25 protein-coding genes are annotated in these 24337 nt (G+C 56.5%); 6 read left to right on the top strand and 19 right to left on the bottom strand.

All coding sequences use genetic code 11. The annotated features are described in order from the left end of the window. Positions 1-9 precede the first annotated feature (9 nt). From ACT3TF_RS07695 to dctP, 10 genes are all read right to left on the bottom strand, one after another. Positions 10-633 carry a DUF1190 domain-containing protein gene (locus ACT3TF_RS07695; RefSeq protein ID WP_096277707.1) on the bottom strand — a complete coding sequence of 208 codons (624 nt, stop codon included), beginning with the start codon at positions 631-633 and terminating at the stop codon, positions 10-12. Positions 634-661: 28 nt separating this feature from the next. After that, positions 662-1075: a DUF350 domain-containing protein gene (locus ACT3TF_RS07700; protein ID WP_096277709.1), complete on the bottom strand. Its 414-nt coding sequence runs from the start codon at positions 1073-1075 to the stop codon at positions 662-664. A gap of 52 nt (positions 1076-1127) precedes the next feature. Next, a complete protein-coding gene (locus ACT3TF_RS07705; RefSeq protein ID WP_441686247.1) occupies positions 1128-1850 on the bottom strand; it encodes a DUF2491 family protein in 723 nt (240 codons plus the stop codon). A gap of 59 nt (positions 1851-1909) precedes the next feature. Beyond that, positions 1910-2605: a PspA/IM30 family protein gene (locus tag ACT3TF_RS07710; RefSeq protein ID WP_096277713.1), complete on the bottom strand. Its 696-nt coding sequence runs from the start codon at positions 2603-2605 to the stop codon at positions 1910-1912. A 114-nt stretch (positions 2606-2719) separates the two neighbouring features. Next, complete coding sequence (locus tag ACT3TF_RS07715; RefSeq protein ID WP_225734159.1) at positions 2720-3178, bottom strand: DUF2170 family protein; 459 nt, start codon at positions 3176-3178, stop codon at positions 2720-2722. Between the two features lie 143 nt (positions 3179-3321). Beyond that, a complete protein-coding gene (locus ACT3TF_RS07720) occupies positions 3322-4860 on the bottom strand; it encodes a malonate--CoA ligase (RefSeq protein ID WP_444671945.1) in 1539 nt (512 codons plus the stop codon). Further along, positions 4857-6248, bottom strand: coding sequence for a malonyl-CoA decarboxylase (locus ACT3TF_RS07725; protein ID WP_444671946.1), 1392 nt, complete (start codon positions 6246-6248; stop codon positions 4857-4859). Before ACT3TF_RS07725 ends, ACT3TF_RS07720 begins: the two co-directional genes overlap by 4 nt. 10 nt (positions 6249-6258) lie before the next feature. Next, entirely contained in the window at positions 6259-7593 is a 1335-nt protein-coding gene (locus ACT3TF_RS07730; protein ID WP_441686255.1) for a TRAP transporter large permease, read from the bottom strand. Between the two features lie 2 nt (positions 7594-7595). Further along, positions 7596-8114, bottom strand: a complete 519-nt coding sequence (locus ACT3TF_RS07735; RefSeq protein WP_444625003.1) for a TRAP transporter small permease subunit — start codon at positions 8112-8114, stop codon at positions 7596-7598. A gap of 81 nt (positions 8115-8195) precedes the next feature. Next, positions 8196-9191, bottom strand: a complete 996-nt coding sequence (gene dctP / locus ACT3TF_RS07740) for a TRAP transporter substrate-binding protein DctP (protein ID WP_441686259.1) — start codon at positions 9189-9191, stop codon at positions 8196-8198. Positions 9192-9346: 155 nt separating this feature from the next. Here dctP and ACT3TF_RS07745 point away from each other — a divergent pair, with 155 nt between their 5' ends. After that, positions 9347-10030, top strand: coding sequence for a GntR family transcriptional regulator (locus ACT3TF_RS07745; RefSeq protein WP_441686261.1), 684 nt, complete (start codon positions 9347-9349; stop codon positions 10028-10030). 117 nt (positions 10031-10147) lie between these two features. Next, the gene (locus tag ACT3TF_RS07750) at positions 10148-11311 is read left to right on the top strand and encodes an MFS transporter (RefSeq protein WP_444671947.1); all 1164 of its coding nucleotides are present in this window, start codon (positions 10148-10150) and stop codon (positions 11309-11311) included. On the opposite strand, the gene ACT3TF_RS07755 is transcribed toward ACT3TF_RS07750, so the two are convergent. From ACT3TF_RS07755 to ACT3TF_RS07775, 5 genes are read right to left on the bottom strand one after another with little or no spacing between them, the layout of a single operon-like run. Next, positions 11308-11754: a phosphatase domain-containing protein gene (locus tag ACT3TF_RS07755; RefSeq protein ID WP_096277731.1), complete on the bottom strand. Its 447-nt coding sequence runs from the start codon at positions 11752-11754 to the stop codon at positions 11308-11310. The two genes, ACT3TF_RS07750 and ACT3TF_RS07755, sit on opposite strands and share 4 nt — an antisense overlap. Further along, positions 11742-12833, bottom strand: a complete 1092-nt coding sequence (locus ACT3TF_RS07760; RefSeq protein ID WP_444625005.1) for an MBL fold metallo-hydrolase — start codon at positions 12831-12833, stop codon at positions 11742-11744. The genes ACT3TF_RS07755 and ACT3TF_RS07760 overlap by 13 nt, the downstream gene beginning before the upstream one ends. After that, positions 12830-13876, bottom strand: coding sequence for an ABC transporter ATP-binding protein (locus tag ACT3TF_RS07765; RefSeq protein ID WP_444671948.1), 1047 nt, complete (start codon positions 13874-13876; stop codon positions 12830-12832). Before ACT3TF_RS07765 ends, ACT3TF_RS07760 begins: the two co-directional genes overlap by 4 nt. Positions 13877-13907: 31 nt before the next feature. Next, positions 13908-15608 (bottom strand): ABC transporter permease, encoded by a 1701-nt coding sequence (locus ACT3TF_RS07770; RefSeq protein WP_441686269.1) that lies wholly within the window; start codon positions 15606-15608, stop codon positions 13908-13910. 2 nt (positions 15609-15610) lie between these two features. Continuing rightward, a complete protein-coding gene (locus ACT3TF_RS07775; RefSeq protein ID WP_444671949.1) occupies positions 15611-16615 on the bottom strand; it encodes an ABC transporter substrate-binding protein in 1005 nt (334 codons plus the stop codon). Positions 16616-16750: 135 nt separating this feature from the next. Between ACT3TF_RS07775 and ACT3TF_RS07780 the strand changes: the two genes are divergently transcribed. From ACT3TF_RS07780 to mtnK, 3 genes are all read left to right on the top strand, one after another. Continuing rightward, on the top strand, positions 16751-17503 hold the full coding sequence (locus ACT3TF_RS07780; protein WP_444625009.1) for a DeoR/GlpR family DNA-binding transcription regulator: 753 nt from the start codon (positions 16751-16753) through the stop codon (positions 17501-17503). A gap of 61 nt (positions 17504-17564) precedes the next feature. After that, a complete protein-coding gene (locus ACT3TF_RS07785) occupies positions 17565-17831 on the top strand; it encodes a DksA/TraR family C4-type zinc finger protein (RefSeq protein WP_444625010.1) in 267 nt (88 codons plus the stop codon). Positions 17832-18052: 221 nt separating this feature from the next. Beyond that, entirely contained in the window at positions 18053-19315 is a 1263-nt protein-coding gene (mtnK, locus tag ACT3TF_RS07790; RefSeq protein ID WP_444671950.1) for an S-methyl-5-thioribose kinase, read from the top strand. Between the two features lie 101 nt (positions 19316-19416). Here the strand turns inward: mtnK and ACT3TF_RS07795 are convergent, their stop codons facing one another. Genes ACT3TF_RS07795 through mtnB form a run of 3 tightly spaced genes read right to left on the bottom strand, consistent with a single transcriptional unit; the run spans position 19417 to position 21304 of the window. Beyond that, positions 19417-19965 (bottom strand): 1,2-dihydroxy-3-keto-5-methylthiopentene dioxygenase, encoded by a 549-nt coding sequence (locus ACT3TF_RS07795; protein WP_444671951.1) that lies wholly within the window; start codon positions 19963-19965, stop codon positions 19417-19419. 35 nt (positions 19966-20000) lie between these two features. Beyond that, on the bottom strand, positions 20001-20720 hold the full coding sequence (mtnC, locus tag ACT3TF_RS07800) for an acireductone synthase (protein ID WP_444671952.1): 720 nt from the start codon (positions 20718-20720) through the stop codon (positions 20001-20003). After that, positions 20717-21304 (bottom strand): methylthioribulose 1-phosphate dehydratase, encoded by a 588-nt coding sequence (gene mtnB, locus ACT3TF_RS07805; protein WP_444671953.1) that lies wholly within the window; start codon positions 21302-21304, stop codon positions 20717-20719. Before mtnB ends, mtnC begins: the two co-directional genes overlap by 4 nt. Positions 21305-21445: 141 nt before the next feature. Between mtnB and mtnA the strand changes: the two genes are divergently transcribed. After that, the gene (gene mtnA, locus ACT3TF_RS07810) at positions 21446-22462 is read left to right on the top strand and encodes an S-methyl-5-thioribose-1-phosphate isomerase (RefSeq protein ID WP_444671954.1); all 1017 of its coding nucleotides are present in this window, start codon (positions 21446-21448) and stop codon (positions 22460-22462) included. Positions 22463-22481: 19 nt separating this feature from the next. Here mtnA and recQ read toward each other — a convergent pair whose 3' ends face one another. Beyond that, entirely contained in the window at positions 22482-24296 is a 1815-nt protein-coding gene (gene recQ / locus ACT3TF_RS07815) for a DNA helicase RecQ (protein ID WP_444671955.1), read from the bottom strand. Positions 24297-24337: the final 41 nt, after the last annotated feature.

The following is a 24337-nucleotide window of genomic DNA, read 5'->3' on the forward strand; positions in this document are numbered from 1 at the left end:
CGCTGATGGCTAGGAGCCCCAGCCACCCCGCGCCGAAGAGCGCGAGCCAAAGCCTCTGCGCTGAGACGCGGCCTGGCGATTCTGGGCCACAGAGCTACGCATTGACTCGTTGCGCTGAGATACGCGCTGCGTGGCTTGGTTAGAGGCGGTGTTCCAGTTGCCCTGGTTCTGGCGGTTGCGGTATACCGGCTCTTGGTAAACCCGCTCAAAGGAACGACCACGGCTAGTATTGGACATCATGCTGCCGACCATATAACCCATCATGGCGGGCATAAACCAGCTGCCACCCGTGCTGCCAGTGGCGGCTTGGGACTGTTCTTCAGTGGGTGCGGCGCAAGCGCCTTCGCCGTTTTCCGCTTCACATTCTTCAAGCGTGTTATAACGCGGCACCGCTTCTAAGGAAGCCTTGTAGGAATCTTCGCAGGCACTGCGCGTATAAACATTCTCTGCAACGCACTCATCGACGCTCTGAAAGCTTTTCGGCTCATCGAAGTCGACTTCAGTGATTTGTTCTTCTTGAGGCGGCTGACCACAGGCGGTGAGACCAAATGCGCTGGCACCCATCATCGCTAAGGTAAGGCGACCACTACGCTTACGACGTGGCAAATGCGGGGTGCGATCTTGTGTAGACATACCGGCTTTCTCCTTTGCTATGCCATCATTACCAAGTCATCGAAGCGGCGTTGAGCAAGCCAACGGCCACGGCTACGCTTGCCATTAAAATACCGTAAGCCTGATGACCTTCGGTGATGTGCTGAGAAAGACTTTCACCCTGCTTACGCAAAAATAGCTTAACCGCGAAGAAGGTTGCCAACTGGACGATAAAGGCCACGACGCCCCAAAGCACAAAATCGATAAAGTTGATCGAGTGCGCCATTGCGCCATACAGCGGAATGGTAAAACCTAGAATGGAGCCGCCGTAAGCAGAGGCCGCAGCGGCATTGCCTGCCCGAATCAGCGCCCACTCGTTGTGCGGCGTAATACGGCTGTAGCAGTACATAAAAGCGGCTAACAGAACGATCGCGGTCACTAGGTATGCCAAAAATGACGGCAGGCCGTAGAGGTAATTTACCATGGTACTTATTTCCTTCGAGAGGCTTGTTTAGATTGTAAAATTATCGAGCGGGTTACACCGCATCAATGTCGACGGAGGCTACATCGACACCGACGTTTTGCACCAGCATATAGCCACCTTCACCATCGTTTTCAGCGCTTAGCAGTAAATACTCCATGCGCTCAGTATCTTGTATTGTGCGCTCGTACAGCATGGCATGGTGTATGACCGTGCGTGCGACGATGCTTTCCGTGGTCATTACCTGTTCTTCAAAGATCACCGGCGGTGACCACAGGCTTTCGCCGTTTCCCCAGGCACGCTCATAGCTGCAGGTGCGAGGCTCATCATCTGTCGAAGCAAGGGCGATAGTCTGCGCGCCGATGCCGTCGGGCTGCTTGGTTTCACCGTTTACGACATCGTCAAACTCGGCATCCGACAGATGGGCAACACGATAAAAGTCGAATAGCTTATATTCAAGTACCTGACCATGCTCAATGTTGGCCTGCAGCCACGTGTCGTTGTCTAAGTAAAAGCGCACTAAGTGTGCCCCTTGCCCCAGGTCAACGTGCCCGACAGCGGCGATATGATGATAGGCGTCATCATCCCAGCGAAACAGAGCGTCCTGGTGGGCGCGTAGGCCAATCAGCTTAATGTTGACGCGCCCATCCAGCCGCAGTCCTTCGAGGTCTTCCTGGCTGATGCCGGTGGGCAACCCTGCGGCTACCGAGCGGCCTGTGCTCGGTTCGTGGGCTTTTTGCGTGTTGGCGCGAAAAAGTGCCTTGAGGGTGTCAAACATGGCCTACCTCGTTAGTGAATACGGCTGCTCAGCAGCTTGGTCATACAAGCGATGAGCTTTTACTCTTGTGCGGTGCTTTTCTTCGCTTTCAGGCGCGCTAGTACATCATCGGCTTTACGCTGTGTGCCGCCAATACCAGCCGCTTTTAGACGCGCTTCAAGCGAGCTTCCGCTCTCTTCTGCCGCCATTTCATCCGCCGCGCTCATTTGCGCTGAGTTAAGCTGCTGACGCTCTTTGATGCGCTCAAGAGATTCCATCGCGCTGCTCATGGCGCTGTTTTGGCCGGAATGACGAGCCGCGACGGCCGACTGGGCTTTTTGCGCCGACTCAGTGGCTTTTACAACGCTAACCTGTTGTTTAAGCTGGCGAAGCTGATTGTCGGTGCCGCGAATCGCGCCGCGCAGTTTTTCGATGCTGGCATCGTATTCGCTGACGATCGCGCGCTCTGCTTCGAGATCATCCTGTAGCGCGACCATGCGCTCGGCTACTTCCACCGCCAGCTCTTCTTCACCTTTATCGAGTGCCGCCTCAGCGCTTTTTTCCAGCTCAGCAACTTTGCTTTCCAAGGTGTCCGCTTTGTTGCTGTTTAACTGGCGCTGGCCCATTAAGCGGGTGAGCTCGGTTTTCGATTGGCTAAGGTGGTTTTCCGAGTCGCGAATTTCCTGGTCTAAAATGCGCAGTGCCTGTGAATCCACCACGGTTTGACCGGTTTCATTCGCTTTACCGCGCAGGGCCGTCATGATTTTGCTTAACATAGAGAGTCTCTTTTAAAAAATATCGTTATCTCACCGCCGCCCTACAACGACTAATCGCTATCAATATTAACCCTATCAATAGTGACCATAGAGGCGACGGTACATTAATCGGTATCAGACGAAGTGCGTTTGAATCAGTTCAGCGACATCCATAGCGGCAGCGGCCGTGGCGTGCAGCTCAGCGCAAATGGATTCAAGCTTGGAGTCGCCAAACAGCTGTCCGTAGGCCACATAAACATCTTGTCCGTCGATTTCTACAATGCCGACAGAGGCTAACGGTAGTGAAATACCCTGACGCAGCAGCACGTCGTTCAGTTCAGCGGTTTTGGTCACGCTTTCCACCGCCACAATGGGCGCCATCGCGATCCACTCATTTTCGCTGCGCGAAAGCGTCATCGGCAAGTTGCCGTAATCGTTAAGTTCCCAAATCAGCGTTTGATTCGTTTCATCCAGGCTGATTGTCGCCTGGGGCCACTCGATCGTTGCAGCGTCGTCGCTGCTGGACGATGGCTGGCTTACTATACGATACAGTTCGGCGGCGGTTATACCATTAGTGACGGTAGGCTGAGTCAAGGCGATTTGCTCCATCGTTCGTTAAGTGGTTTCACCTTAACACTTAGTGAAGCAAATGGTTCCTTTTCCCAGAAGAGGCCTACTAAAAGCCCCGCACGCGGCGGGGCCAAAGGCTCGGATGAGTATGCTTGTAGAGCGGGCAGTTAAGACGAGCGATAGGTGTCATTGAACTGCTTACGCAGCTCATTTTTCTGTACTTTGCCCATAGTATTACGCGGCAGCTCATCGACAAAAAACACCCGCTTGGGCTGCTTGTACTTGGCCAGTCGCCCGTCTAAATGTTGGATCACTGCCGCTTCTTCAAGCGTGTTTTCTTCAGCATCAGCGCCTTGTTGGCGCACGACTACCGCCGTTACGCCCTCACCAAAGTCAGGGTGGGGTAAGCCAATCACCGCTGACTCAGCGACCTGCGCAAGCTCATCGATCACTTGCTCGACTTCTTTGGGGTAGACGTTGTAGCCACCGGAAATCACTAAGTCTTTGTCACGGCCGACGATATGCACATAGCTCTGATCGTCGACCATGGCGAGATCCCCGGTAATGAAAAAGCCATCATCGAGCAGCTCTTCACGGGTTTTTTCAGGCATCCGCCAGTAGCCGATAAACACGTTCGGGCCGCGAATCTGCAGCATGCCTATTTCGCCATGCGCCACCTCATTGCCGGTCTCACGGTTGGTAATGCGCATTTCCACGCCGGGGAGCGGCATGCCGACGGTGCCCGCGCGGCGTGCGCCTTCATAAGGATTGGAAAGATTCATATTGGTTTCGGTCATGCCATAGCGCTCAAGAATCGCATGGCCCGTTTTAGCCTCAAAGGCTTCATGCGTTTCAGCGGTCAGCGGGGCTGAGCCGGAGACGAATAACCGCATGTTGGCGGTAGCTTCTGGGGTTAGGCGCTCATCCTGTACTAACCGAGTATAGAAGGTGGGAACGCCCATCATCACGCTGCCACGGGGCAGCTCATCAAAGATGATATCGGCATCAAACTTAGGCAGGAACAGCATGCTAGCACCCGCCATCAGAGTGACGTTGCAGGCAACGAATAGACCATGGGTGTGAAAGATGGGGAGGGCGTGAATTAACCGGTCATCTGCGCTAAAGCGCCATGCTTTTAAGAGGGTTTGTGCATTAGAGGCAAGGTTCTTATGCGTGAGCATGGCGCCTTTTGAGCGCCCCGTGGTTCCCGAAGTATACAAAATAGCGGCCAGATCGCGCTCGCCGAGCGTTACAATATCTTCTCGTGGTGCTGACTGGCGGGCGTCGTCCATCAAGGTGCCGTCTGCGATACTGCCCAGGGTGGCTACCGCTGGGCAGCCGGTGTCTGCGGCCAATGCGCGCGCCTCATCTGCTGCCTTGGGCCGGCAAACGAAAAGCGCAGGCTCGGCGTCATTTAAGAAGTAGCGAATCTCATCGCCGGTGTAGCCGGTATTTAAGGGCAGATAAACGCCGCCGATGCGTAGACAGGCTAAATAAAGCAGGATTGCTTCGGGGCTTTTATCGACCTGGACGGCGACACGATCGCCTTGTTTTACGCCAAGCTCGGTTAGTGCTCCGGCAAGCTGCGCGCTCATGTTCAGCGCATCGGTATAACTGTAGTGGCGACCTTCGCGCGTGGTAATAAACGCGGCATCAGCACGCTCGCGCATCTTGGCGGCAAACGTTGTAAATAGGTTATGGCTCATTTGGTTGTTTCTCCCTTAGCCAGTTTGCGCGCGCGACGAGCGAGGTCGCGCACCTCATTTGAGCAGGCAACGGTGGCCTTGGCGGTATAGTTTTCGTGGTTGTGCTCGATATCGTCCAGCACATATAGATAGTTGACCATTAAGCCGGCGCCCTGTTGAAACCCCTTGACGGACGTGTCGCCTAACCAGTTGATGCGGTGCAGCTCAGCACCGTTGCCCAGGTGAAAACGCGCGACCGGATTTAGCGGCAGGCCATGGCTGTTTTTCTCATCCACCAAGTAGCGCGCGGCCAGCGGGCGAATCGCGGCTTTAAGCTGCTCTTCATGGGCTTTATCTTGATGCCACGCCGGTGTTTCAAGCGCTTTGAGTGTCTGTCGCAGCGGCTGGGGCAGCTGTTCATCATCACGCTGGGCTTGCAGCCATTGAGCGAAGCCGGGCACCGGCGAAAGCGTCACAAAGTATTTAAGCTGCGGCAGTTCCTGAGACAGTTCCTGAACCACCTGCTTGATTAAAAAGTTGCCAAAAGATATTCCGCGTAGCCCCGTTTGGCAGTTGCTGATGCCAAAGAACGCCGCGGTATCGGCGTCATCCGGATCATTGAGTCCTTTTTTATTGCCAGGTCTCTCGCCGGACATCTCGCCAGACACCTCTCCAGATAAGATGGGCTGAATACGGCTCGGCAGACCCTTATGCAGCGCGACTTCGACAAAGATAAGTGGCTCGTCGCCAATCGCCGGATGGAAGAAGGCAAAGCAGCGCCGGTCGCGAGCGTCTAGGCGTCGACGCAAATCGTTCCAGTCTTGAATTTCATGGACTGCTTCGTAGCGAATAATCTTCTCTAGAATTGAGGCCGGCGTGTTCCAATCAATACGCTTGAGCATCAAAAAACCGCGGTTAAACCAAGAGCCGAATAGATGGTCAAAATCATCGTCAATCGCAGCCAGTTCAGGCTGTTCGCGTAATAATCTTAGTAAGTCTTCGCGCATTTTAACCAGCTCAAAAGTACCGTCGCTGGCCAGATTCAAACGCCGGAAGAGCTCCTGACGACGTGGCTCACAGGCCTCGAAAAGCCGTTGCAGTGAGTCATTGTCACGGGCCTCATGGTAGCTTGCATAGGCAGCGTCGATAGGATCTGGCTCGGCCGCGAAGTCAGCTGATAGGCGAGCAAAGAAGCTGCTTTTTTCAGCATCTGAAAGGCGTTGATAGATCGCTAAGGCGCGACTTGCCAAGGCGATGCTGGAGGCTTCCCCATCGCTTTCAAGCAGCGCTTGGCAGGCTTTGACTAGCTGGCGGTGGTCGGGCGTTAGCGTCTCAGGCTGGCGGCGTCGCAACAGAGCATCACGCTGGGTGATGTTGTTGAACAGCTCCTGAAGAAACATCATGTTCATTATTTGCTCCTCAACCCATGATCAAATTAGGTAGCCACAGGGCGATGCCTGGGAAAAGACAAAGCAGCAACATACCCAGCACCATGCATAGCGCGTAGGGCAAGCTGCCCATCAGAATGTTGCGCAACGAGATATCCGGCGCGATGCCTTTAATAATGAATAGGTTAAGGCCCACCGGTGGCGTGATCAGGCCGATCTCCAGGTTGATGGTCAAAATGACGGCAAACCAGTAGGGGTCGAAGTTGGCCGCCAAAATGATAGGCAATAAAATCGGCGCAGTCATCACGATCACGGCGACGGGCGGTAGGAAGAAGCCGGCTACCAGCAAGAAAAGATTAATCACCCCCATGAGTACCCAGCGGTTTACTTCTAAATCTGCAATCGCGGCCGCCACGGTTTGGGTGATAAACATTGAAGACAGCGCGTAGGCAAACACTTCGGCGGTGGCAATAATCAGCATGATCATCACGCTTTCGCGCAGCGAGTCGCGCATGATCAATTTAATCGGACCCAGCTGCCACATGCGGTAGATAAGAATAGCCAGCGCCAAGCAGAGGAATGCACCGACGCCCGCTGCCTCCGAGGGTGTTGCCACCCCGCCGTAAAGAGCAAATAGAATGCCCGCTACCACGCCGAGAAACGGCAGTACACGTACCAATGCCTTCATGTTGGTATCGACATTCTGCTTGACGGTCTGTTTTAGCCGCTCGGCGGATTCCGCCATTGGGTTGCTATAACCCCCGGCTCTTTTGCAGGCGATCATGGTCCAGGTCATAAACAGGCCTGCGAGCATAAAGCCCGGCACCACGCCGGCAATAAACAGCCGCCCGATCGAGGTTTCGGTGGAAATCCCGTAGATGATCATGGTGACCGACGGCGGAATCAAAATCCCCAAGGTGCCGCCGGCGGCAATACAGCCCGCCGCAACGCCGTCGGGGTAGCCGCGTTTGCGCATTTCAGGAATGCCCATTTTACCTATCGCCGCACAGGTCGCCGGTGACGAGCCTGAAAGTGCGGCAAAAATCGAACAGGCGCCGATGTTGGAAACGGCCAAGCCGCCGGGTAGCTTACCCATCCACAGATCCAGCGAGCGATACAGATCACGCCCCGTGGGCGAGGATGCCACCGCAGCGCCCATCAAAATGAACATGGGAATGGCGACAAAGCCAAATTCCGCAATGCGATCAAAAAAGGTCTCCCCGAAGTAAGTAAGCTCGGAAAGACCGCGATCATAAAGCAGCGCCAGCAGGGATACGCCGCCCAGTGCAAACGCAATAGGGGTGCCGATGGCCATTAGTGCAATCAACGCGATGGCGACAATAATGCCTAACGTAATGGGATCCATGCTCAGCTCTCCCCACGTAAAATTTCAGCCACATACTGAAGTGATAGCAGGGTCGCGCCGACGGCCATCGGCAACAGTGCCGGCCATAGCGGTGGGTTCCATACCGAGCCCGTGGTCCAGTCGCCGTGGAGGGCCTCAAGTACGTAAACCCAGCTGGCATACGCTAAGGCGGCACAAAAGCCGAGACCAAATAGCGATGCCACTAAGCGCATGCCTTTTTGGGCAATGCCACCCAGCGCATCGGGCACAATCGTGATTGCGACGTGGCCGCCGGTCATTAAGACGTAGGGGCTACCCATGAGCATCGCCCCGGTGACCGAAAAAATGGTGAACTCGGTCTGCCAACTGGTGCTCATTCCCAATGCGTAGCGCACAAAGACCATCTGGCAGATAACCAGCACGCCAGCAATAAACATCGCGCTGGCTAAGTAGGCAGAATAGCGAGAAAGCACGTCCATGGCGCGAATGTAGCCGCCAAGAATGCCCCCGCGTGAGGAGGGTTCGTGAGTGGTGGTTGCCATATTTGTTCATCCGGCTGAGCAAGCATCATAAGGCGGCCACGCCTAGCGGAGTGGCCGAGCTATTAGGTGTTAACCCGTTGCTTACTCAACGGCAAGAGCCGCATCGATAATGGCCTGGCCATTAGGTACGTTCTCAGCAAAGTTTTTGTAGGAGGTCTCGCGGGCGATATCAAGCCAAGCGTTGTAGTCTTCTTCGCTCATGCTGACGACTTCAACGCCATTTTCTTCGTAGAGGTCGACCATTTCTTGATCAATCGCCGCCGCGGCGTCGGCGAAGAAATCCTGTGCCGATTTGCCAGCTTCCATCAGCGCCGTTTGCTGCTCCTCGTTAAGCCCCTGCCACACTTGCTCCGAGATCAAAATCGGCTCGTACATAAACCACAGTGCGAAGTCGCCTGGCTGGGTCAAACATTCAACCTGCTCGTAAAGTCGAAAGGAGATAAATGACATGGAGGACGTGTTGGCTGCTTCCAGCACGCCAGTTTGCATGGCGGTATAAATCTCAGAGGAGGGCATTGAGGCTATGGATGCGCCTGCCTCTTTCAGCATCTCTTCAAACGCAGGACCCGCCGCACGAATATTCTGCCCGCTCACGCTATCAGGTGACGTTATGCACTGCTCGCTGGAGGCAAAACCGCCAGACAACCAGGCGTCGGCAAGTACGCGCCCGCCACCTTCTAAAATGACATCTTTGATGAGCCGCATATATTCGGAGTCATTCAGGCGCTGGGCATGTGCCTGATTGCGCACTAAGCCCGGCATCAGCGTGGCAGAAAACTCAGGGTGGCGGCCGCTGGCGTAATCAAGCGGTAGCGACGTGATATCCAATCGGCCTCTCGCCAGTGCTCCCCACTGCTCGCGTGCTTTGAACAGTGATTGGCCAGGGTAAACTTCGATGGTCAGACCGACGTCCGCGGCGGCCACTTCGCGGGCCATGAGCTGAACCATTTCATCGCGCACATCCCCCTGGCCACCGGGGAATTGGTGCGAGGCGCGTAGTACGGTATCCGCAGAGGCATGAGAAGCCGCAATAGCAAGACCTAGTGCAGCCGCGGTAGGGATCAAATAGCGTTTCATGTGGCATCTCCAACACTTGTTGTTATGTTTTTGGATTAGCTTTTGTGTGTTCATCAGGCAAGCTGATATATATTTCAATAGCGGTTAACTGTGCTAATGTCAACTATATGGTCTTTTTAAATGCGTGAAATAAGCCACGATTCAGGAGGTAAAACATGACGGGCATTAAGCGTTCAAACGCACAGCGACTGAGAGATTCTCTCGAAGATGACATCATTAATGGCCGCCGTGTCCCTGGAGAGCGGCTCGACCCTGAGGCCTTGGGGCAGGCGTTTCAGGTCTCGCGCACGCCGGTGCGTGAGGCTTTTCAGCAGCTGGTTGCCAGCGGGTTGGTAACGGTGTCACCCAAGAAAGGCACCTTTGTGGCAAAAGTCGGAATCGACCAGTTGATCGAAATGTTTGAAGTCATGGCCGAGCTTGAAGGAATGTGCGGCCGCCTCGCTGCCCGCCGGATCACCGATCAGGAGCTGACGGCACTACGTGAAGCGCATCGACGGTGCGAAGCGGCTGCCTTAGCCGGTGATAGCGACGAGTATTATTATGAGAATGAAGGCTTTCACGACTGCATTTACGCCGCCAGCCACAATACTTTTTTGGCTAGCGAAGCGCGTCAGTTAAAGCAACGCCTCAAGCCCTACCGGCGCCTGCAGCTCCAGGTGCGCCAGCGGGTGCATAGCTCGCTGAGCGAGCATAAAACTATCGTAGAAGCGATTGAGAAGGGTGACCCTGTGGCGGCGCAGCAAGCATTGAGCGACCACGTGTTGATTCAAGGCGAGCGCTTTAGCGATTTCGTTTCTAGCGTGCGGCGTATGGAGGGGCCGCTAGAGCATACCGGTTAGATTTATCCCTATCGGTGGGGTAATGGCCCTTGCCGACATTGGGCTTTGCGCTGACACTCATAGCTATCGCCAACGCTTTGCTTCTTCCTACGCTGATTCCTCAGTGGAGAGTGCCTCATGCCTTTAACGGTCGCTTTGTTATCGCTCTGCCAAGCGCTGTTGGTCACCGGCAATGTATTGCTGATTGCTGTTTCGCCGCTGATTGGAGCGTCGTTAGCGCCCAGTTCCTCCTGGTCCACCGCACCGGTTGCCACCCAGTGGCTGGGGCTAATGTGCGCCACCATTCCTGCCTCGCTCATCATGGCCAGGCTGGGCCGCAAGCGCGGCTTTATACTGGGTAACATCGTTGGGTTGGTGGGCGCGCTGGTCGCCGTGCAAGCGTTGATGAGCCAGCGTTTTGGGTTGTTCTTGCTGGCAACATGGTTGATTGGTATCGGTATTGGCTTTGGCCAGCTGTATCGCTTTGCAGCGGTGGAGGCGGCACCCGCCAAGCTACGTGATCGAGCGATTGGTTTGGTGATGGGCGGTGGCGTGCTGGCTGCTTTTGCTGGGCCGTGGCTAGCAAGGGTGAGTCGTGAGCTTGGCGACGTACCCTTTTTGGCGAGTTTTGTGGGCTTGGCCGCGCTCTACGCATTGGCGTTAGTGGTATTAATGCTAATAAGATTACCGCCTGCCTCGCGCACCCATGGTGAAGGCACCCCGCTGCCGCTGGGTAAGATACTCCGCCAGCCCGGCTTCATTGTGGCGGTGAGCGCGGCGATGGTCGGTTACGGTGTGATGAACCTGGCCATGACGGCCACACCGCTTGCCATGGCAGGGGCTGGACACCACTTTAACCACGTTTCAATGACCATTCAGTGGCACGTGGTGGCGATGTTTTTACCCTCGTTCTTCACCGGCCATTTGGCCGCCCGCTTCGGCGCCAAGCAGGTCATTGTGGCAGGCTGCCTGCTGCTGGTGGCCAGTGCGTTGGTTGCCCAGTGGGGGATCGGTTTAGCCGGTTTCAACGTGGCGCTGATTCTGCTGGGTTTGGGCTGGAACTTTACGTTCCTACCCGCTACCGGGCTGCTCACTGAAAGCTACCGCCCGGTAGACAAGGCGCGGACACAGGCCGCCAACGAGTTTTTAGTGTTTGGCACCGCCGCCATCACTGCGTTGCTCGCAGGACCTTTGGTCAGCAGCTTGGGATGGGCGACGCTTAACCTACTGTTGATCCCCGCTGCGCTGGTGCCCTTGGCGGTACTGTTGTGGCAGCATCGCGCCAGTTTGGCACACGCTTAGAAATCCCCCGGCGCGCACTGTAGGCAGGTAAGCCCGAGTGCGCGCCACTGGGTGACCACGGCATCGCGGTCATCCAGCACCAGCCAGGGGGCGAAGCCGTCGCGGCGCATTTGATTGAGAAGTGCAGCTTTTACCTCTTCATCATCCACATGATCATCGCCCTCAGGGCGTAGGTACATGGCATCGAAAGGGATGGTGTGGCGCTCTAGCCAGCGCTGGGTATGCGCTCTGTGGCTATCCGGCCGGCCGCTGCAAATCACAATCTGCTGACCTTGTGCCTTAAGCATTTTCACCAGCCTGACAACCGGCTCAATGACCGGCGCCTCGGCCATATGGGCGAAGAAGGGTTCCCACTGTTTTTGGCTACCCAGCACCCAGTCGCTGACCTGGTGCGGATGAAACTCGGCAAGGGTACCGTCAACATCAACAATTACTGCGGACATGCAAAACTCCTTAGTGGCGAAAAAGTGGCTGAGCGCGCATCGGCTTTAAGTCGGCGAGTCGTACAGAGGCGCTTACCCAGCAGCCTGCTCCACGTGTTCAATTCATGATCAGTAAGCTGAGTAAATAGCGGAACGGTCTGGGTAGCGCCTAACTGATCGGTGAGTGCCACCAGGTGCGAGGCACGCAGGTGCACATTCCAGCGCTGCGCGCTTATCTTGCCTGCGGCGAGCTGGGCGCAGCGTTCGGGCGTTAAATAGCCGGTATGCAGTAGATGATGATGGGGCCACTGATCTGGCGTGTCATCGCGGTCGCTAATCAGTTGAAGCGTGGCATTTGGGTCATTCTTACCTGTCAAAACGCGGGCAATGGCGGCATCGATGCCCGGGCGTCTTAGCGTGACAGGCTGAGCAAGCAGGCTTGCCAAGGCACGTCGTATTGCTGGATCAATCGCCAAACTTATTCCCTGTTGCAGGGCTAGCTGGCTAAGCCATAGCGCCAGCTCCAATGCGCGACCGGAGGTGGGAACGGGGAGCGCGAGCGGACGATGAAGCTGCTGGCGCAGCTGCTGATAGCACACTGCTTGCGGGGCATCGTAGCTGCCGTAAGAGCCGTCAAGTAGTGCAGTGGCGGCTTTGGGCGGCGTATCGAACGGGAACACCCGCGACTCAAAGCAAGCATCGCCGCTGTAAAATACGCCGTTGCCCATCGCTAAGTGCAGCCATACGCCCCCTAGCGAGTGGCCGGCTTGCCCCGTGGTGACGTCAATGCCTGCGACGTTTAGCGAGCCGCGCTCGGGCAATGGTCGCCAGGCGCGGCTAGGTGGCAGCGCCTGAGCGACCAGCGGCGTGCAGTACAGCGGCACATCGTCAGGCAGGTGGGCCACACCGCCAATATGATCGATATGATCGTGACTAATCAGCACTGCGTCTACATCAAGACGGTTGGCCCACGTGATGGTGTCACCGGGATGGAGCGCGCCACCTGCATCCAGCAGCAGGCGTTTGCCGTTCGCCTCGACCACGATAGCGGCAGGGCCTTTGTCGCCTAAGCCGCTTAGAATGTCGATGTTGACGGTCATTGGTCGGGCTCCAGACACCAGCCTTGAAGAAGGGTGGCAGCGACTTGACTACCCAGTTCAGGTGCGCTGTGGTGATAGGCGAGCAGCGTTTCGCCGCTGGGCAGACGCAGGCTGAGCTCATAGCGCTCGCCACGAAAAATGACGCTTTCAACCTGAGCGGGCAGTTGGTCTGCCATCGCAGCAGAGAGGCTGATCCGAATATGCTCGGGGCGTACCAGTACCGTTTGAGTGCGCTCGGACGCCATGGCATTCAGGCCGTGCATTAGGCTTGCGCTCTCCAGCTTCTGCCCAGGGCGGCCAGCGGCGACGTTTAGCTGGCTGCCTTGGCCTATAAATCCCGCGACCCACGCTGTGCGCGGCTCACGATAGAGCATCTCCGGAGCACCCCACTGAACTAGCTTCCCTGCTTTCATCACGGCGATTTTATCGGCCAGTGCCATCGCCTCGCTCTGGTCATGCGTGACGTAGACCAGGGTAGCGCCAGTGCGCTGATGAAAGTCACGGAAGCTGTGCTCCATGGTGGCGCGCAGGTGGCGGTCAAGATTGGCCAATGGCTCATCCAGCAGTACGACGGACGGGTCGCTGACCAGGCAGCGTGCCAGGGCCACTCGTTGGCGCTGGCCGCCGCTGAGAGCCTGGGGCGTTCGCTCGGCGTAGGCTTCAAGTTCCACCAAGGCCAGGGCTTGTTGCACCTTTTGCTGATACGCCGCCCCGCGCAGGCCGCGTAGTTTGACCGGATAGCCCACGTTGTCAGCCACGCTCATGTGCGGCCATAGCGCATAGGACTGGAACACCATGGCCATATTGCGCTGTTCGGGCGGTACATGAATCTCGGTACTTGCCAACGTGCGGTTGCCTAGTCGAATAGTGCCGTCGTTAACCGCCTCAAAGCCTGCCAGCATTCGCAGCATGGTGGTTTTGCCGCAGCCGCTGGGGCCGAGCAGCGCCACAAACTCACCAGGGGCAACCGCGAGGGATAGTTCATCGATGGCGGTATGTTCACCGAAACGTTTGGTGACACGCTCAATGGTTAGCCCGGTCATATTAGCTTTGTCCATATTAGCTTTGTCAGTATTAGCTCTGCCATGGGATCACTCCTTTGGGTAGTCGTGGCGCCAGTAAACTAAGTGCCAGCATTAATGAAGCAACCATGATCACCACCAGCACTGAAACGGCGGAGGCCAGAACGCTTTCGCCACCTTCATCAAGATTGAAAATCAGCACGCCGAGGGTTTCGTTACCGGCGCTCCAAAGCAGCGCGGACACGGTGAGTTCGTTGACCGCTAATAAGAACACCAGCAGCCCACCGGCAAACACGGCGGGTGCCACCAGCGGTAGCACGATGCCGCCTAGCCGCCGCCAAGGGCCTGCGCCGGCTAGCTGGGCGGCTTCTTCAAGCGACGGGTCAAGCTGCGCTAAGCTGGCGGCCACGGGCTTGACGCAAACCACCAAAAAGCGCGCCAGATAGGCGATGAAAATAAGCCCCAGCGTGCCGTAGAGCGCCACATTAATAATCGGCAGTGGGCGTACAAACAGCAGAATGCAGGCAATCGCCAGCACCACGCCGGGAAGGGCGTAGGGAATTTCAATCGCGCTGAGCACTACGCCACGCAAGCGTTCGGGCAAGCGCTGTAATCGATACGCCAGCGGCAGGCTAAGCAGCATCAACACCACGGCGGCACTGCCCGCCAGCCATAGGCTATTGTTGACTGCCCGCCACGTTGCACCCTGACGACCAATCACGTCGGCATAAGCGTTCAACGTGAGCGTTTCAGCGTTAAGCGGCACGCCCATGGCCGGTACCAGAGAGCTGGCGATAAGGGCGAGTAGCGGTGCGACTAAAATAACCACTAAGATGCCGACCAGCGTTGCCGTTACCAGCGTGCGCCAGCGGCCAAGCGTAAAATCATGCGAGCGGCCGCTATGGCCACCTAATCCGAAGCGGCTGCGGCTCATCAGGCGCTGCTGGAGTGCCACGCCCGTCAGCGCGAGTAAGCCAATCAGCAGTGACAGGGCGGCCATTTCAGCCAGCACGCCGGTGCCGAAACTGGCCATGCGCTGATAGATCAACGTGGGCAGCACAAAATACCCGGCAGGAATGCCCAGCATGGCGGGAATGCCGAAGTTGCCCAGGCTCGAAATAAACGCCATTGAGCCCCCGGCCACTAAGCCGCTGCGGGTAACGGGCAGGATAATATGGCCCCACACTTGGGTTTGCTTGGCGCCGCTAATGCGCGCGGCTTCGATAAGCTCGCGGGGCAGTGAAAGTAGACTAGTGCGCAGAGCCAGAAACACCAGCGGGGCGCTTTGAATACCTAGCAGTAAGGCAATGCCTTCCGCTGAGTAGAGCGGTTGAGGGCTGCCTAGCGGCGGTGCCATGCCCAGACTCTTTAATAGCGGGCTGGCTGGGCCAAAAAGCTGTAACCAGCTAAGCGCAGTGACCTGGGGTGGGATCATCATGGGCAGCATGAAGCAGAACACCAGCCACGATTTACCACGCACGTTGGTGAGCGTGATGGCAAACGCAAACAGGCTGCCCAGCACCAGCGCAATCAGCATGCCAAGCCCTGAGGTATACAGGCTGTGCCAGAGTGCACGCCAGGTGCTGGCGCTGTTGAGTACTTGCCACAGTGGAGACTGCCGGCCTTGAGCAAGGTCGCTCAAGGCCTCCATCAGCAGGCGCACGCTGGGCACTAGGCTAAGCAGCACAATGCCGATTAACAGGCTGGAAAGCAGCCAGCGATGCTGGCTGCTATAGGTCAGGGCAGATGTCATAATTACCCGCCGAATAAATCGCTAAAGCGCTGTTTCAACGCAGCTTCTTGTTCCAGAGCCTGCTCAATATCCACTGGCATCAGCGTAATGCTGTCGCGGGCAGGGAAGCCTTCGGGGGGCGTTACATCGTTGCGCGCAGGCAGATATCCCTGCTGACTCACCAGTGCTTGGCCCTGTTCGGAGAGCACGAAATCCACAAACTTCTGTGCGGCATCCACATTCTTGGCGTCCTGCATAATCGCCACTGGCTCAGTCACCGCGCTGACACCCTCTTCAGGGAACACAAACGCGACCGGCGAGCCTTTAGCCGCTTCACGAATGGGTAAGAAGTCGACCACGATACCGTAGGGCTTAGTGCCTGCGGCCACGGCGTTAAATACGCCACCATTGCCGCCCTGGGCTTCGGTACGATTGGCGTGCAGCGCGTCGTAGTAGTCAGCTCCAAGTGCCGGATTGGCGCTGATGGCCGCCATATGGATTAACGCTGCGCCCGAGTAAAGCGGGCTGGGCATGGTGACGAGCCCCTCATAGTCGGGGCCCAACAGGTCTTGCCAGCTTTGCGGCTGGTGCTCAGCGCCGGTGTTATACACAATCCCAGTGGTGATCAGCTTGGTGCCGTAGTAGTAGCCCTCGGGGTCGTATAGCTCGGCGTCATGTGCCTGACGCTCATCGCTTAAGTAAGGCTGCAAAAGGCCTTCTTGTTTGAGCGACTCCATGGTCATGCTGTCGGCAATCAGCAGTACATCTGGATTGCTCACTCCCGCTGAAAGCTCCGAACGCAGCCGCGTCATTAGCCGCGTGGTGCCATCGCGTACCCACTCCACCTCAATGTCTGGATAGGCCGCTTGAAAGGCATCCACCGTTTGTTGGGCATCGCTGTTGGGCTGGCTGGTGTAGAGCACGAGCTTATCGTTAGCAACGGCCTGAAAAGAAACAGCAAGACTGGCTACCGCGACGGCAGTAACAAGGGCAGAAACCGGGATAGATAACAAAGGACGCTTCAACATGGGAAAACCTCAAGTGAGTGAACCCCACCTAAGCTACTGTCATCTGCTTACAACAAAGTGACAGTACGCTTTCGTTTGAAACTTTTTATCTTTCGTTCTCTGCTCTATTTGCTTTCGTTTCGTCGTGAGGTCTACATGCATCAGTTCGAACGCCGCCAGCTGTTGTTGCAGCGTATTCACTTAGAGGGCCGCCAATCGTTGGACGCATTGGCACATCTCTTTAACGTTTCGGTGCAGACCTTGCGGGGTGATATTCGCTACTTAGCCGATAAAGGCTTAGTGCTGCGTCGCCAGGGCGAAGTACTGCCGTTTCCCAAGCAGGAGAATATCGGCTATGACCAGCGCCAGATTGTTAATGTGGCGGGTAAAAGACAAATTGCAGCTCGCGCGGCAAACCTGGTGCAAGATCATCAGGCACTGTTTCTAGGCACCGGTACGACGGTTGAGCAACTGGCGGATGCGCTTAACGACAAGCAAGGCTTGCATATCATGACTAATAATCTGCATGCGCTGATTAAACTATGTCAGTTGAAGTGCGAATTAGTCGTGGCCGGTGGTCGCGTGCGCCGTCGCGATCAGGACGTCATTGGCGGCGATGCCTGGCGCTTTTTTCAACGCTACCGTGCCGATGTAGGCATTGTGTCGGTGGGCGGAATGGATAGCCATGGTCAGCTTTATGATTATAACGATGATGAAGCCATGGCCCGTGAAGCGCTGTTAGCCCACTCCAGTTACCGTGTGCTGGTGTTAGATAAAACCAAGTTTGATCTCCCTCTTCGCTGTACAGCAGGTCAACTAGGTGATTACGACGCGGTAGTGACCGATGTGCCGTTGCCCGATAAGTTAAGAAGCCCGCTGGCGGCTCAGGGCATAATGTTTTTGGGGTAGCGGTGTACGGCCCTCGTGACTGCTATGCTTAAAGCCTATTACTGACGCGAGGATCGCAATCATGGCAGGTGGTTGGGCGAAGGATGGTGCCGAACAGGAGCAAATGGAGAGTACGCTTGACGATGCGGTACAGCGTGCGCGTAGCCAACTGCCCCAGGGCGAAAGTCTTGAGGTTTGTGAAGAGTGTGGGGACCCCATTCCCGAGGCTCGCCGTAAGGCGATGCCTGGCGTTCGGCTCTGTGTAGCATGTCAGAGCGAGCTAGACAAAAAACAGTCGAATGTTAGTGGTTATAACCGCCGCGGCAGTAAAGACAGTCAGTTGCGTTAATGCCACTGAATCTGAATAGCTAGCTTGGTTGATTGACTATCCGGACCGAAATCTTGTCAGAGCAACGCTGCCCTTGAGCCGCGGGCAAGATTGGAATCACTAATTAATAGCGACGGCAACAGTGCCCTTATCCGCCTTTAAGCGTTACCCTTTCAAAACTAACGTGTTTGAGTGTCGCCTTCGGGCGGGAATATACGCAAAAGTTTCGTGAGGATCGAGCAGTGGAGATTGATCAAGATTACCGCGCCCTTAGCGTCGAAACGCTTTCAACAAGACTCGGCAGTATTGACGCGATAGCCAGTCGAGTCGGCGGCGAATCCGCCGCTTGGGATATTCGTGAGGTAGGCGACGGCAATCTCAATCTAGTGTTTATTGTCTCCGGAAGCCTCGGCAGTGTCGTGGTCAAGCAGGCACTGCCCTATGTGCGCATGGTCGGTGAGAGCTGGCCGCTACCGACGTATCGCGCTCACTTTGAATATTACGCGCTGGTGCGTCAGGCCAAGCGCGCACCCGGTATTGCCCCAGAGGTTTACTACTTCGATAAGCCTCAGGCGCTGTTTGTAATGGAGTACCTCCACCCGCACACGATTCTGCGCCGCAAGCTAATGGCTGGCGAGCGAGTAGCCCAGCTTGGCGAAACTATCGGCCAATTCTGCGCGCGCACGGCGTTTCGTGGCTCAGAGCTTTCGCTCAGCAGCCCTGAGAAAAAGCAGGATGTGGGGCTGTTTTCTGGCAACGTGGCGATTCCCGCTATTACCGAATCGCTGGTGTTTACCGACCCCTATTACGCCGCTGAAATGAATCACCACACGCCGGAGCTTTCACCGGTGGTGGATGAGCTGCGCCGCAACGCGCGCCTAAAAGCCAAGGTGCAGCGGCTGTTGATGAAATTCACCGCCAACACCGAGACCATGCTCCACGGTGATTTGCACTCGGGCTCGATCATGGCGACTGATACCGACGTGCGCGTGATCGACCCTGAGTTCTCCCAGTACGGGCCGATGGCGTTTGATCTGGGGATGGCGGTGGCTAACTTCCTAATGGCCTACTTTAGCCAGCCTGCACACCGCCAGGATGACGAGCTGGCCGCTTACCAGGCATGGATTCTCGAAGTGATTGAAGCGTGCTTCACAAGCTTTGATGCCGAGTTCCGCCACCTATGGCAAACCGAGCGCACCGGCATTCTGTTTCCCAGAGCGCTGTTTGAGGAACAGGGCAACAGTGCAGACGACGCCTGCGATGCGCTGCTGGATGAAATTCGACTGGACGCGCTGGCTTACTGCGGTATCGAAATGCACCGCCGGGTACTTTCACTTGCCCACAACGCTGATTTCGAAGAGATTGAAGACCCCGCTCTTCGCGCCAAGCTTGAAGCACGCAACGTGTTGATGGGCCATGCCTTAATTATGGAGCCGGAGGCTTACGGCGACCTTTCTGCGCTAATGGAATTAGCTAAGGCTTACAGCCAACGAGAAGTGCTGTAACAACGTGTTATGAGATGGCAGCTATGAGCCGTTCGCGCGCTAAAGCTGCCTTCCTCGATTTGCAACTTACTACTCATTAATCACTATTAACGACTCACCACTTAAAGCTGATCAATCCGATCAAATTTGCCAGCGATATCGCTTTCGGTCCAGTGGGGCACCCAGCCTTCTACGTTATCGAAAAAGCGTAGCGCGGTGAATTCAGGGGCAGGGCCCATATCGAACCAGTGGGGGGTGTTGGCAGGCACGCTGATTAGGTCGTTGCGGGTGCACAGCACCTGATACACCTTGTCTTCAATATGCAGGCAGAACAGCCCCTGACCTTTGACGAAAAAGCGCACTTCGTCTTCGTGATGGCGGTGCTCATTTAGGAATTTTTGGCGCATGGCCTCTTTTTCGGGATGCGTCGGTACCATATGCAGCACATCAACCGTCTGGTAGCCGCCCTGGGCTTTTAGCCGCTCAATGTCATCCTGGTAAAGCGCCAGTATGTCGTCCTGGGTAGCATCGTTTGCGATTTCGCCTGGCGTTGCCCAGCGCTCAAACAGCACGTTCACACGATTTAGCTCGGCCTTGATTTGCTCGCCGTCGCAGGTATCCACTAACGCATCGTTAGGATTCTGATCGGCAAATACTTTGAGTTGCGACATCAAAAGCGCTCCTTTAAAAGTGACGGGCCTAAAAGCTACAGAGTAATTTCGTCGAAGCTTGTGACGCAAGCGTGCTGCGTACCCGCCTGAGTGCCTTCCCGCACTAGCTGTAATGTTTGCATGCCCGCCTGCTTGGCGGCGTCCAGCTCTTCTACCACATCGGATAGAAACAGGATTTCATCGGCGGGGAGTTGTAGCTTGCTGACAATATGCTGATACGCCAGGGCTTCTCGCTTGTGGCCAATATGGGTGTCGAAATAACCGCTGAATAGCGGTGTTAAATCGCCCTCTGTGCTGTAACCAAACAGCAGCTTTTGCGCCTGAATCGAGCCTGACGAGTAGACATAAAGTTGCTTGCCTGCTTCTGCCCACTGACGAAGGTGCGGGGCAACATCGCTATAAAGATGCCCTTTGAATGCACCGCGCTGATAGCCATCGGCCCATATCATGCCCTGTAGTGCTTTGAGCGGGGTGACTTTTTGATCGGTCTCAATCCAGTAGAGCAGCGTTTCGATCACTTTATCCAGCGAGGCATCCGGTGCCTTGAGCTCAGCGCGCACGGCGGCTATCTGCTCGGCCACATCAGGCTGGGCTGAATGGCTGTGAACGAATTCGGGCAACTGCTCATGGGCGTAAGGAAACAACACTTTATGCACGAAGCTGATATCCGTGGTGGTGCCTTCGATATCGGTGATCACGGCGCGAATGTTTGGGGTATTCATATCTACGCTATCAAGACCTGGGTGTTTGTTCATTTAGACCACCGACTCTCTTCAAGGGTACAGGCAAGTAAAAACTCAATGGCTTCCAGATGGCGACGACACTCGGCAATGGTGCTGCCCACCGCATAAATACCGTGGCCCACGACTAGAAAGCCCCAGGGCATCGGCCAGCCAGCACGCACATGATCGGCCAGCTCGTTCATATCCTGAGAATTGGGCACAACCGGTAAGCGAATAGTGGCTGCATGGGTAGAGTTGCCCTGTAGGGCCTTTTGCATTTCAAAGCCGCTTAGCTCAATACCCTCTGGAAAGCGACGCGACAGGACGGTGCTGGCAACCGTATGGGTGTGCAGCACGCAGCTAATCGTTGAGTCCAAGCGGTAGAGCGCAGCGTGAAGGTCGCTTTCGGCGCTTGGCTTACCATCACCTTCAAGCACGCCACCGTCCAGGTTGCAAAGCAGCAGGTCGCTGGCCGTCACGCAGGTTTTATCAACGCCGGAGGCCGTCACTAGATAGCCTTTGTCGGTACGTGAAGAAAAGTTGCCGCCGGTAGCCGGCGCCCAGCCACGCTGGGCCGCCCAGGAAATCGCTGCTAACAGTTCGTCTTGTATGCTCATCGTAGAATCAGCGCCGCTTCGCTTCTAAAGGCCTTCATTCTATATGATAAGCTTCGCGGCTGATAAGCCATGTGCCGCACCCGTTTTTTATCACTCGTTCTTCCTCACCCGTTCTTGCGATCAGTACTCAAGGAGCCCCTGATGCCTCATCTTCAATCACGCAGTTTGCGGGTGTATGCCGACTCGCTTGAGTATCTGGATCAAACACGCCTACCGCAGGCCGAAACGTGGGTACGCTGTGCAAGTCCAGAGGATTGGCAGGTGGCGGTGAAAAGTCTGGCGATTCGCGGCGCGCCGTTAATAGGCCTGAGTGCTGCCTTTGTGCTGGCGCAGTATGCCGTGCAACATCCCGGGCAGGAGAGCGAGTGGCAGTGGGTAAGTGACCGCTTACGCGCAACGCGCCCCACGGCGGTTAATTTGATGTACTGCCTGGACGCCATGGAGGCCTGCTTTGCCCAAGGGCCGGGTGCGCTTTCTGAGCGCGCCGCCGCGCTGTTTAAAGAAGACCGCGAGCTGTGTTTGCGTATGGCCGAGCGCGGTGCGGATTTGTTGGCAGAGGGCGAGCGAGTGCTGACTCACTGCAATACCGGTGCGCTGGCGACGGCGGGTGTCGGTACGGCCATTGGCGCGCTGGCGGTGGCTAAAAAGCGTGGGGTAACGCTGCATGTGTACGTGAATGAAACCCGTCCGCTGCTTCAGGGTGGCCGATTAACCGCCTGGGAAATGGCCGACCTGGATATTCCCTATCAGCTGATTGCGGACAGCATGGCCGCAAGCCTAATGGCCGCCGGTAAAGTGGATAAAGTGATGGTGGGCGCCGACCGTATCTGTGCCAATGGCGACTTTGCCAATAAAGTGGGCACTTACATGCTGGCAGTAGTCGCCAACTACCATAAGGTACCGTTCTACGTAGTGGCGCCCTACACCACGGTAGACAAGGCCTGCGCCACCGGCGCTGACATTCCGATTGAACAGCGCGACGCCGCCGAAATACGTGGCGCCTCCGGTGCTTTTGGGGATGTCGTTTGGGCGCCAGAAAATGCGCCGGTGTGGAATCCTTCTTTTGATGTGACGCCGGCGTCACTGGTGACCGGCTGGGTGCTGGATACCGGCGTGTTTGATGTTGCCGCTATCGCCCGCGGTGAGCACTGCCGGTAATGGTCTCAGCATTTAACGGCTAGGCATCGCCGTTAGTTAGAATCACCGTCAGAAAGCCTTCACCGTAATCTTCAAGCTTGCGAGCGCCAACGCCGGAAATAGCGCCGAGTGCCTGCAAATTTTGCGGTTTCTGTTCGGTCATTTCGGCAAGCGTGGCGTCGTGGAAGATAACGTAGGCAGGCACGCCCTGAGCCTCGGCAAGCGCCTTTCGGTGCTGGCGCAGGGCTTCCCACAAAGGACCGTGGCCCTGCGTTGCCGAAGCACCTTTACTGCCGCGCCGGGCGGTCTTGGCCTTGCTTGGCTTGCGCAGCGTCAGCGGCTGCTCGCCGCGCAGCACCGGCTTGGCGTTTTCCGTTAAGCGAATCCCGCCATGACCTTCCATATCGACGCTGAGAAAACCGCTCGCAATCAACTGGCGAAACAGCGCCTTCCATTCATTGGCCGAAAGATCACCGCCGATGCCAAAGGTGCTGATCTTATCGTGACCAAAACGGGTGATGCGCTCGTTGGTCTTACCCAGCAGTACGTCCACTAGATAGGTGACGCCGAAGCGCTGCTCGGTGCGGTAAACACACGACAGCGCCTTCTGCGCCGCCACGGTGGCGTTCCAGGTCTCGGGCGGGATCAGACAGTTGTCGCAGTTGCCGCAGGGCTCGTCTAGCGAATCGCCAAAGTAATGCAACAGCGCCTGACGACGGCAGCTGATGATCTCGCAAAGCCCCAGCATGGCATCCAGCTTTTGCTGCTCGATGCGCTTTTGATGGTCATGAGCGCTGGAGTCCTGCTGCATCTGACGCAGCGTGATCACATCTTGAAGCCCATAGGCCATCCAGGCATCGGCGGGCAGACCATCGCGCCCGGCGCGGCCGGTTTCCTGGTAGTAGGCTTCAATGCTTTTGGGCAGATTGAGGTGCGCCACAAAGCGTACGTCGGGTTTGTCGATGCCCATGCCAAAGGCGATAGTGGCCACCACAATTACGCCGTCTTCACGCAGAAAACGGGTCTGGTGGTGCTGGCGCTGCTCGGGGGGAAGCCCCGCATGGTAGGGCAGTGCGGTGAGCCCCTGACGTTCAAGCCAAGCAGCGGTGTCGTCCACCTTGCGCCGGGAGAGGCAGTAGACGATGCCGGCTTCGCCGCTATGGTTCTCGCGGATAAAGCGCAGCAGCTGTTCACGGGTGTTGCCCTGATTTTCAGCGATGTGATAACGGATGTTGGGCCGGTCGAAGCCGCTGTTGTAAAGCGCCGCCTCCCCAAGCTGCAGATGTTCGATGATATCGCCGCGCGTGGGCACATCGGCGGTGGCGGTCAGCGCAATGCGCGGCACATTAGGAAAGCGCTGGTGGAGTTGGGAAAGCTGTCGGTACTCCGGGCGAAAGTCGTGGCCCCACTGGGAGACGCAGTGCGCCTCATCGATGGCAAACAGCGCAACTTGCGTCTGTTCCAAAAGCGACTGCATGCGTGGCATGGCGAGCCGCTCTGGCGCGACGTATAAAAGATCAAGCTCGCCCGCTCTGAGGCGATTTTCCACTTCGACCGCTTCGTGATAGTCCAAACTGGAATTCAGGTAGGCCGCCCGGACGCCGTTCTGAACGAGTGCCGCCACCTGATCCTGCATTAGCGCAATCAAGGGAGACACCACGATCGCGGTGCCTTCGCGCAACAGCGCAGGGATCTGATAGCACAGCGATTTGCCACCGCCGGTGGGCATCAGTACCAGCGCATCGCCACCCGCGATCACATGCTCAATAATCGCCTGCTGCGGGCCGCGAAAGCTGTCGTAGCCAAAGACGTCCTGCAGCACCTTGAGGGCCGCCGGGTTGGGTTCGCCGTGCATCCTCGCTCTCCTTATTTCCGAGCGGGGATTGTCGCACGAAA

Source organism: Halomonas sp. AOP25-F1-15 (assembly GCF_052378675.1).
GTDB lineage: Bacteria > Pseudomonadota > Gammaproteobacteria > Pseudomonadales > Halomonadaceae > Vreelandella > Vreelandella casei.

Coding starts and splice junctions, on each gene's coding strand:
- ACT3TF_RS07695 (WP_096277707.1), bottom strand. CDS start 633: ATGTCTACACAAGATCGCACCCCGCATTTGCCACGTCGTAAGCGTAGT.
- ACT3TF_RS07700 (WP_096277709.1), bottom strand. CDS start 1,075: ATGGTAAATTACCTCTACGGCCTGCCGTCATTTTTGGCATACCTAGTG.
- ACT3TF_RS07705 (WP_441686247.1), bottom strand. CDS start 1,850: ATGTTTGACACCCTCAAGGCACTTTTTCGCGCCAACACGCAAAAAGCC.
- ACT3TF_RS07710 (WP_096277713.1), bottom strand. CDS start 2,605: ATGTTAAGCAAAATCATGACGGCCCTGCGCGGTAAAGCGAATGAAACC.
- ACT3TF_RS07720 (WP_444671945.1), bottom strand. CDS start 4,860: ATGAGCCATAACCTATTTACAACGTTTGCCGCCAAGATGCGCGAGCGT.
- ACT3TF_RS07725 (WP_444671946.1), bottom strand. CDS start 6,248: ATGAACATGATGTTTCTTCAGGAGCTGTTCAACAACATCACCCAGCGT.
- ACT3TF_RS07730 (WP_441686255.1), bottom strand. CDS start 7,593: ATGGATCCCATTACGTTAGGCATTATTGTCGCCATCGCGTTGATTGCA.
- ACT3TF_RS07735 (WP_444625003.1), bottom strand. CDS start 8,114: ATGGCAACCACCACTCACGAACCCTCCTCACGCGGGGGCATTCTTGGC.
- dctP (WP_441686259.1), bottom strand. CDS start 9,191: ATGAAACGCTATTTGATCCCTACCGCGGCTGCACTAGGTCTTGCTATT.
- ACT3TF_RS07745 (WP_441686261.1), top strand. CDS start 9,347: ATGACGGGCATTAAGCGTTCAAACGCACAGCGACTGAGAGATTCTCTC.
- ACT3TF_RS07750 (WP_444671947.1), top strand. CDS start 10,148: ATGCCTTTAACGGTCGCTTTGTTATCGCTCTGCCAAGCGCTGTTGGTC.
- ACT3TF_RS07755 (WP_096277731.1), bottom strand. CDS start 11,754: ATGTCCGCAGTAATTGTTGATGTTGACGGTACCCTTGCCGAGTTTCAT.
- ACT3TF_RS07760 (WP_444625005.1), bottom strand. CDS start 12,833: ATGACCGTCAACATCGACATTCTAAGCGGCTTAGGCGACAAAGGCCCT.
- ACT3TF_RS07765 (WP_444671948.1), bottom strand. CDS start 13,876: ATGACCGGGCTAACCATTGAGCGTGTCACCAAACGTTTCGGTGAACAT.
- ACT3TF_RS07770 (WP_441686269.1), bottom strand. CDS start 15,608: ATGACATCTGCCCTGACCTATAGCAGCCAGCATCGCTGGCTGCTTTCC.
- ACT3TF_RS07775 (WP_444671949.1), bottom strand. CDS start 16,615: ATGTTGAAGCGTCCTTTGTTATCTATCCCGGTTTCTGCCCTTGTTACT.
- ACT3TF_RS07780 (WP_444625009.1), top strand. CDS start 16,751: ATGCATCAGTTCGAACGCCGCCAGCTGTTGTTGCAGCGTATTCACTTA.
- ACT3TF_RS07785 (WP_444625010.1), top strand. CDS start 17,565: ATGGCAGGTGGTTGGGCGAAGGATGGTGCCGAACAGGAGCAAATGGAG.
- ACT3TF_RS07795 (WP_444671951.1), bottom strand. CDS start 19,965: ATGTCGCAACTCAAAGTATTTGCCGATCAGAATCCTAACGATGCGTTA.
- mtnC (WP_444671952.1), bottom strand. CDS start 20,720: ATGAACAAACACCCAGGTCTTGATAGCGTAGATATGAATACCCCAAAC.
- mtnB (WP_444671953.1), bottom strand. CDS start 21,304: ATGAGCATACAAGACGAACTGTTAGCAGCGATTTCCTGGGCGGCCCAG.
- mtnA (WP_444671954.1), top strand. CDS start 21,446: ATGCCTCATCTTCAATCACGCAGTTTGCGGGTGTATGCCGACTCGCTT.
- recQ (WP_444671955.1), bottom strand. CDS start 24,296: ATGCACGGCGAACCCAACCCGGCGGCCCTCAAGGTGCTGCAGGACGTC.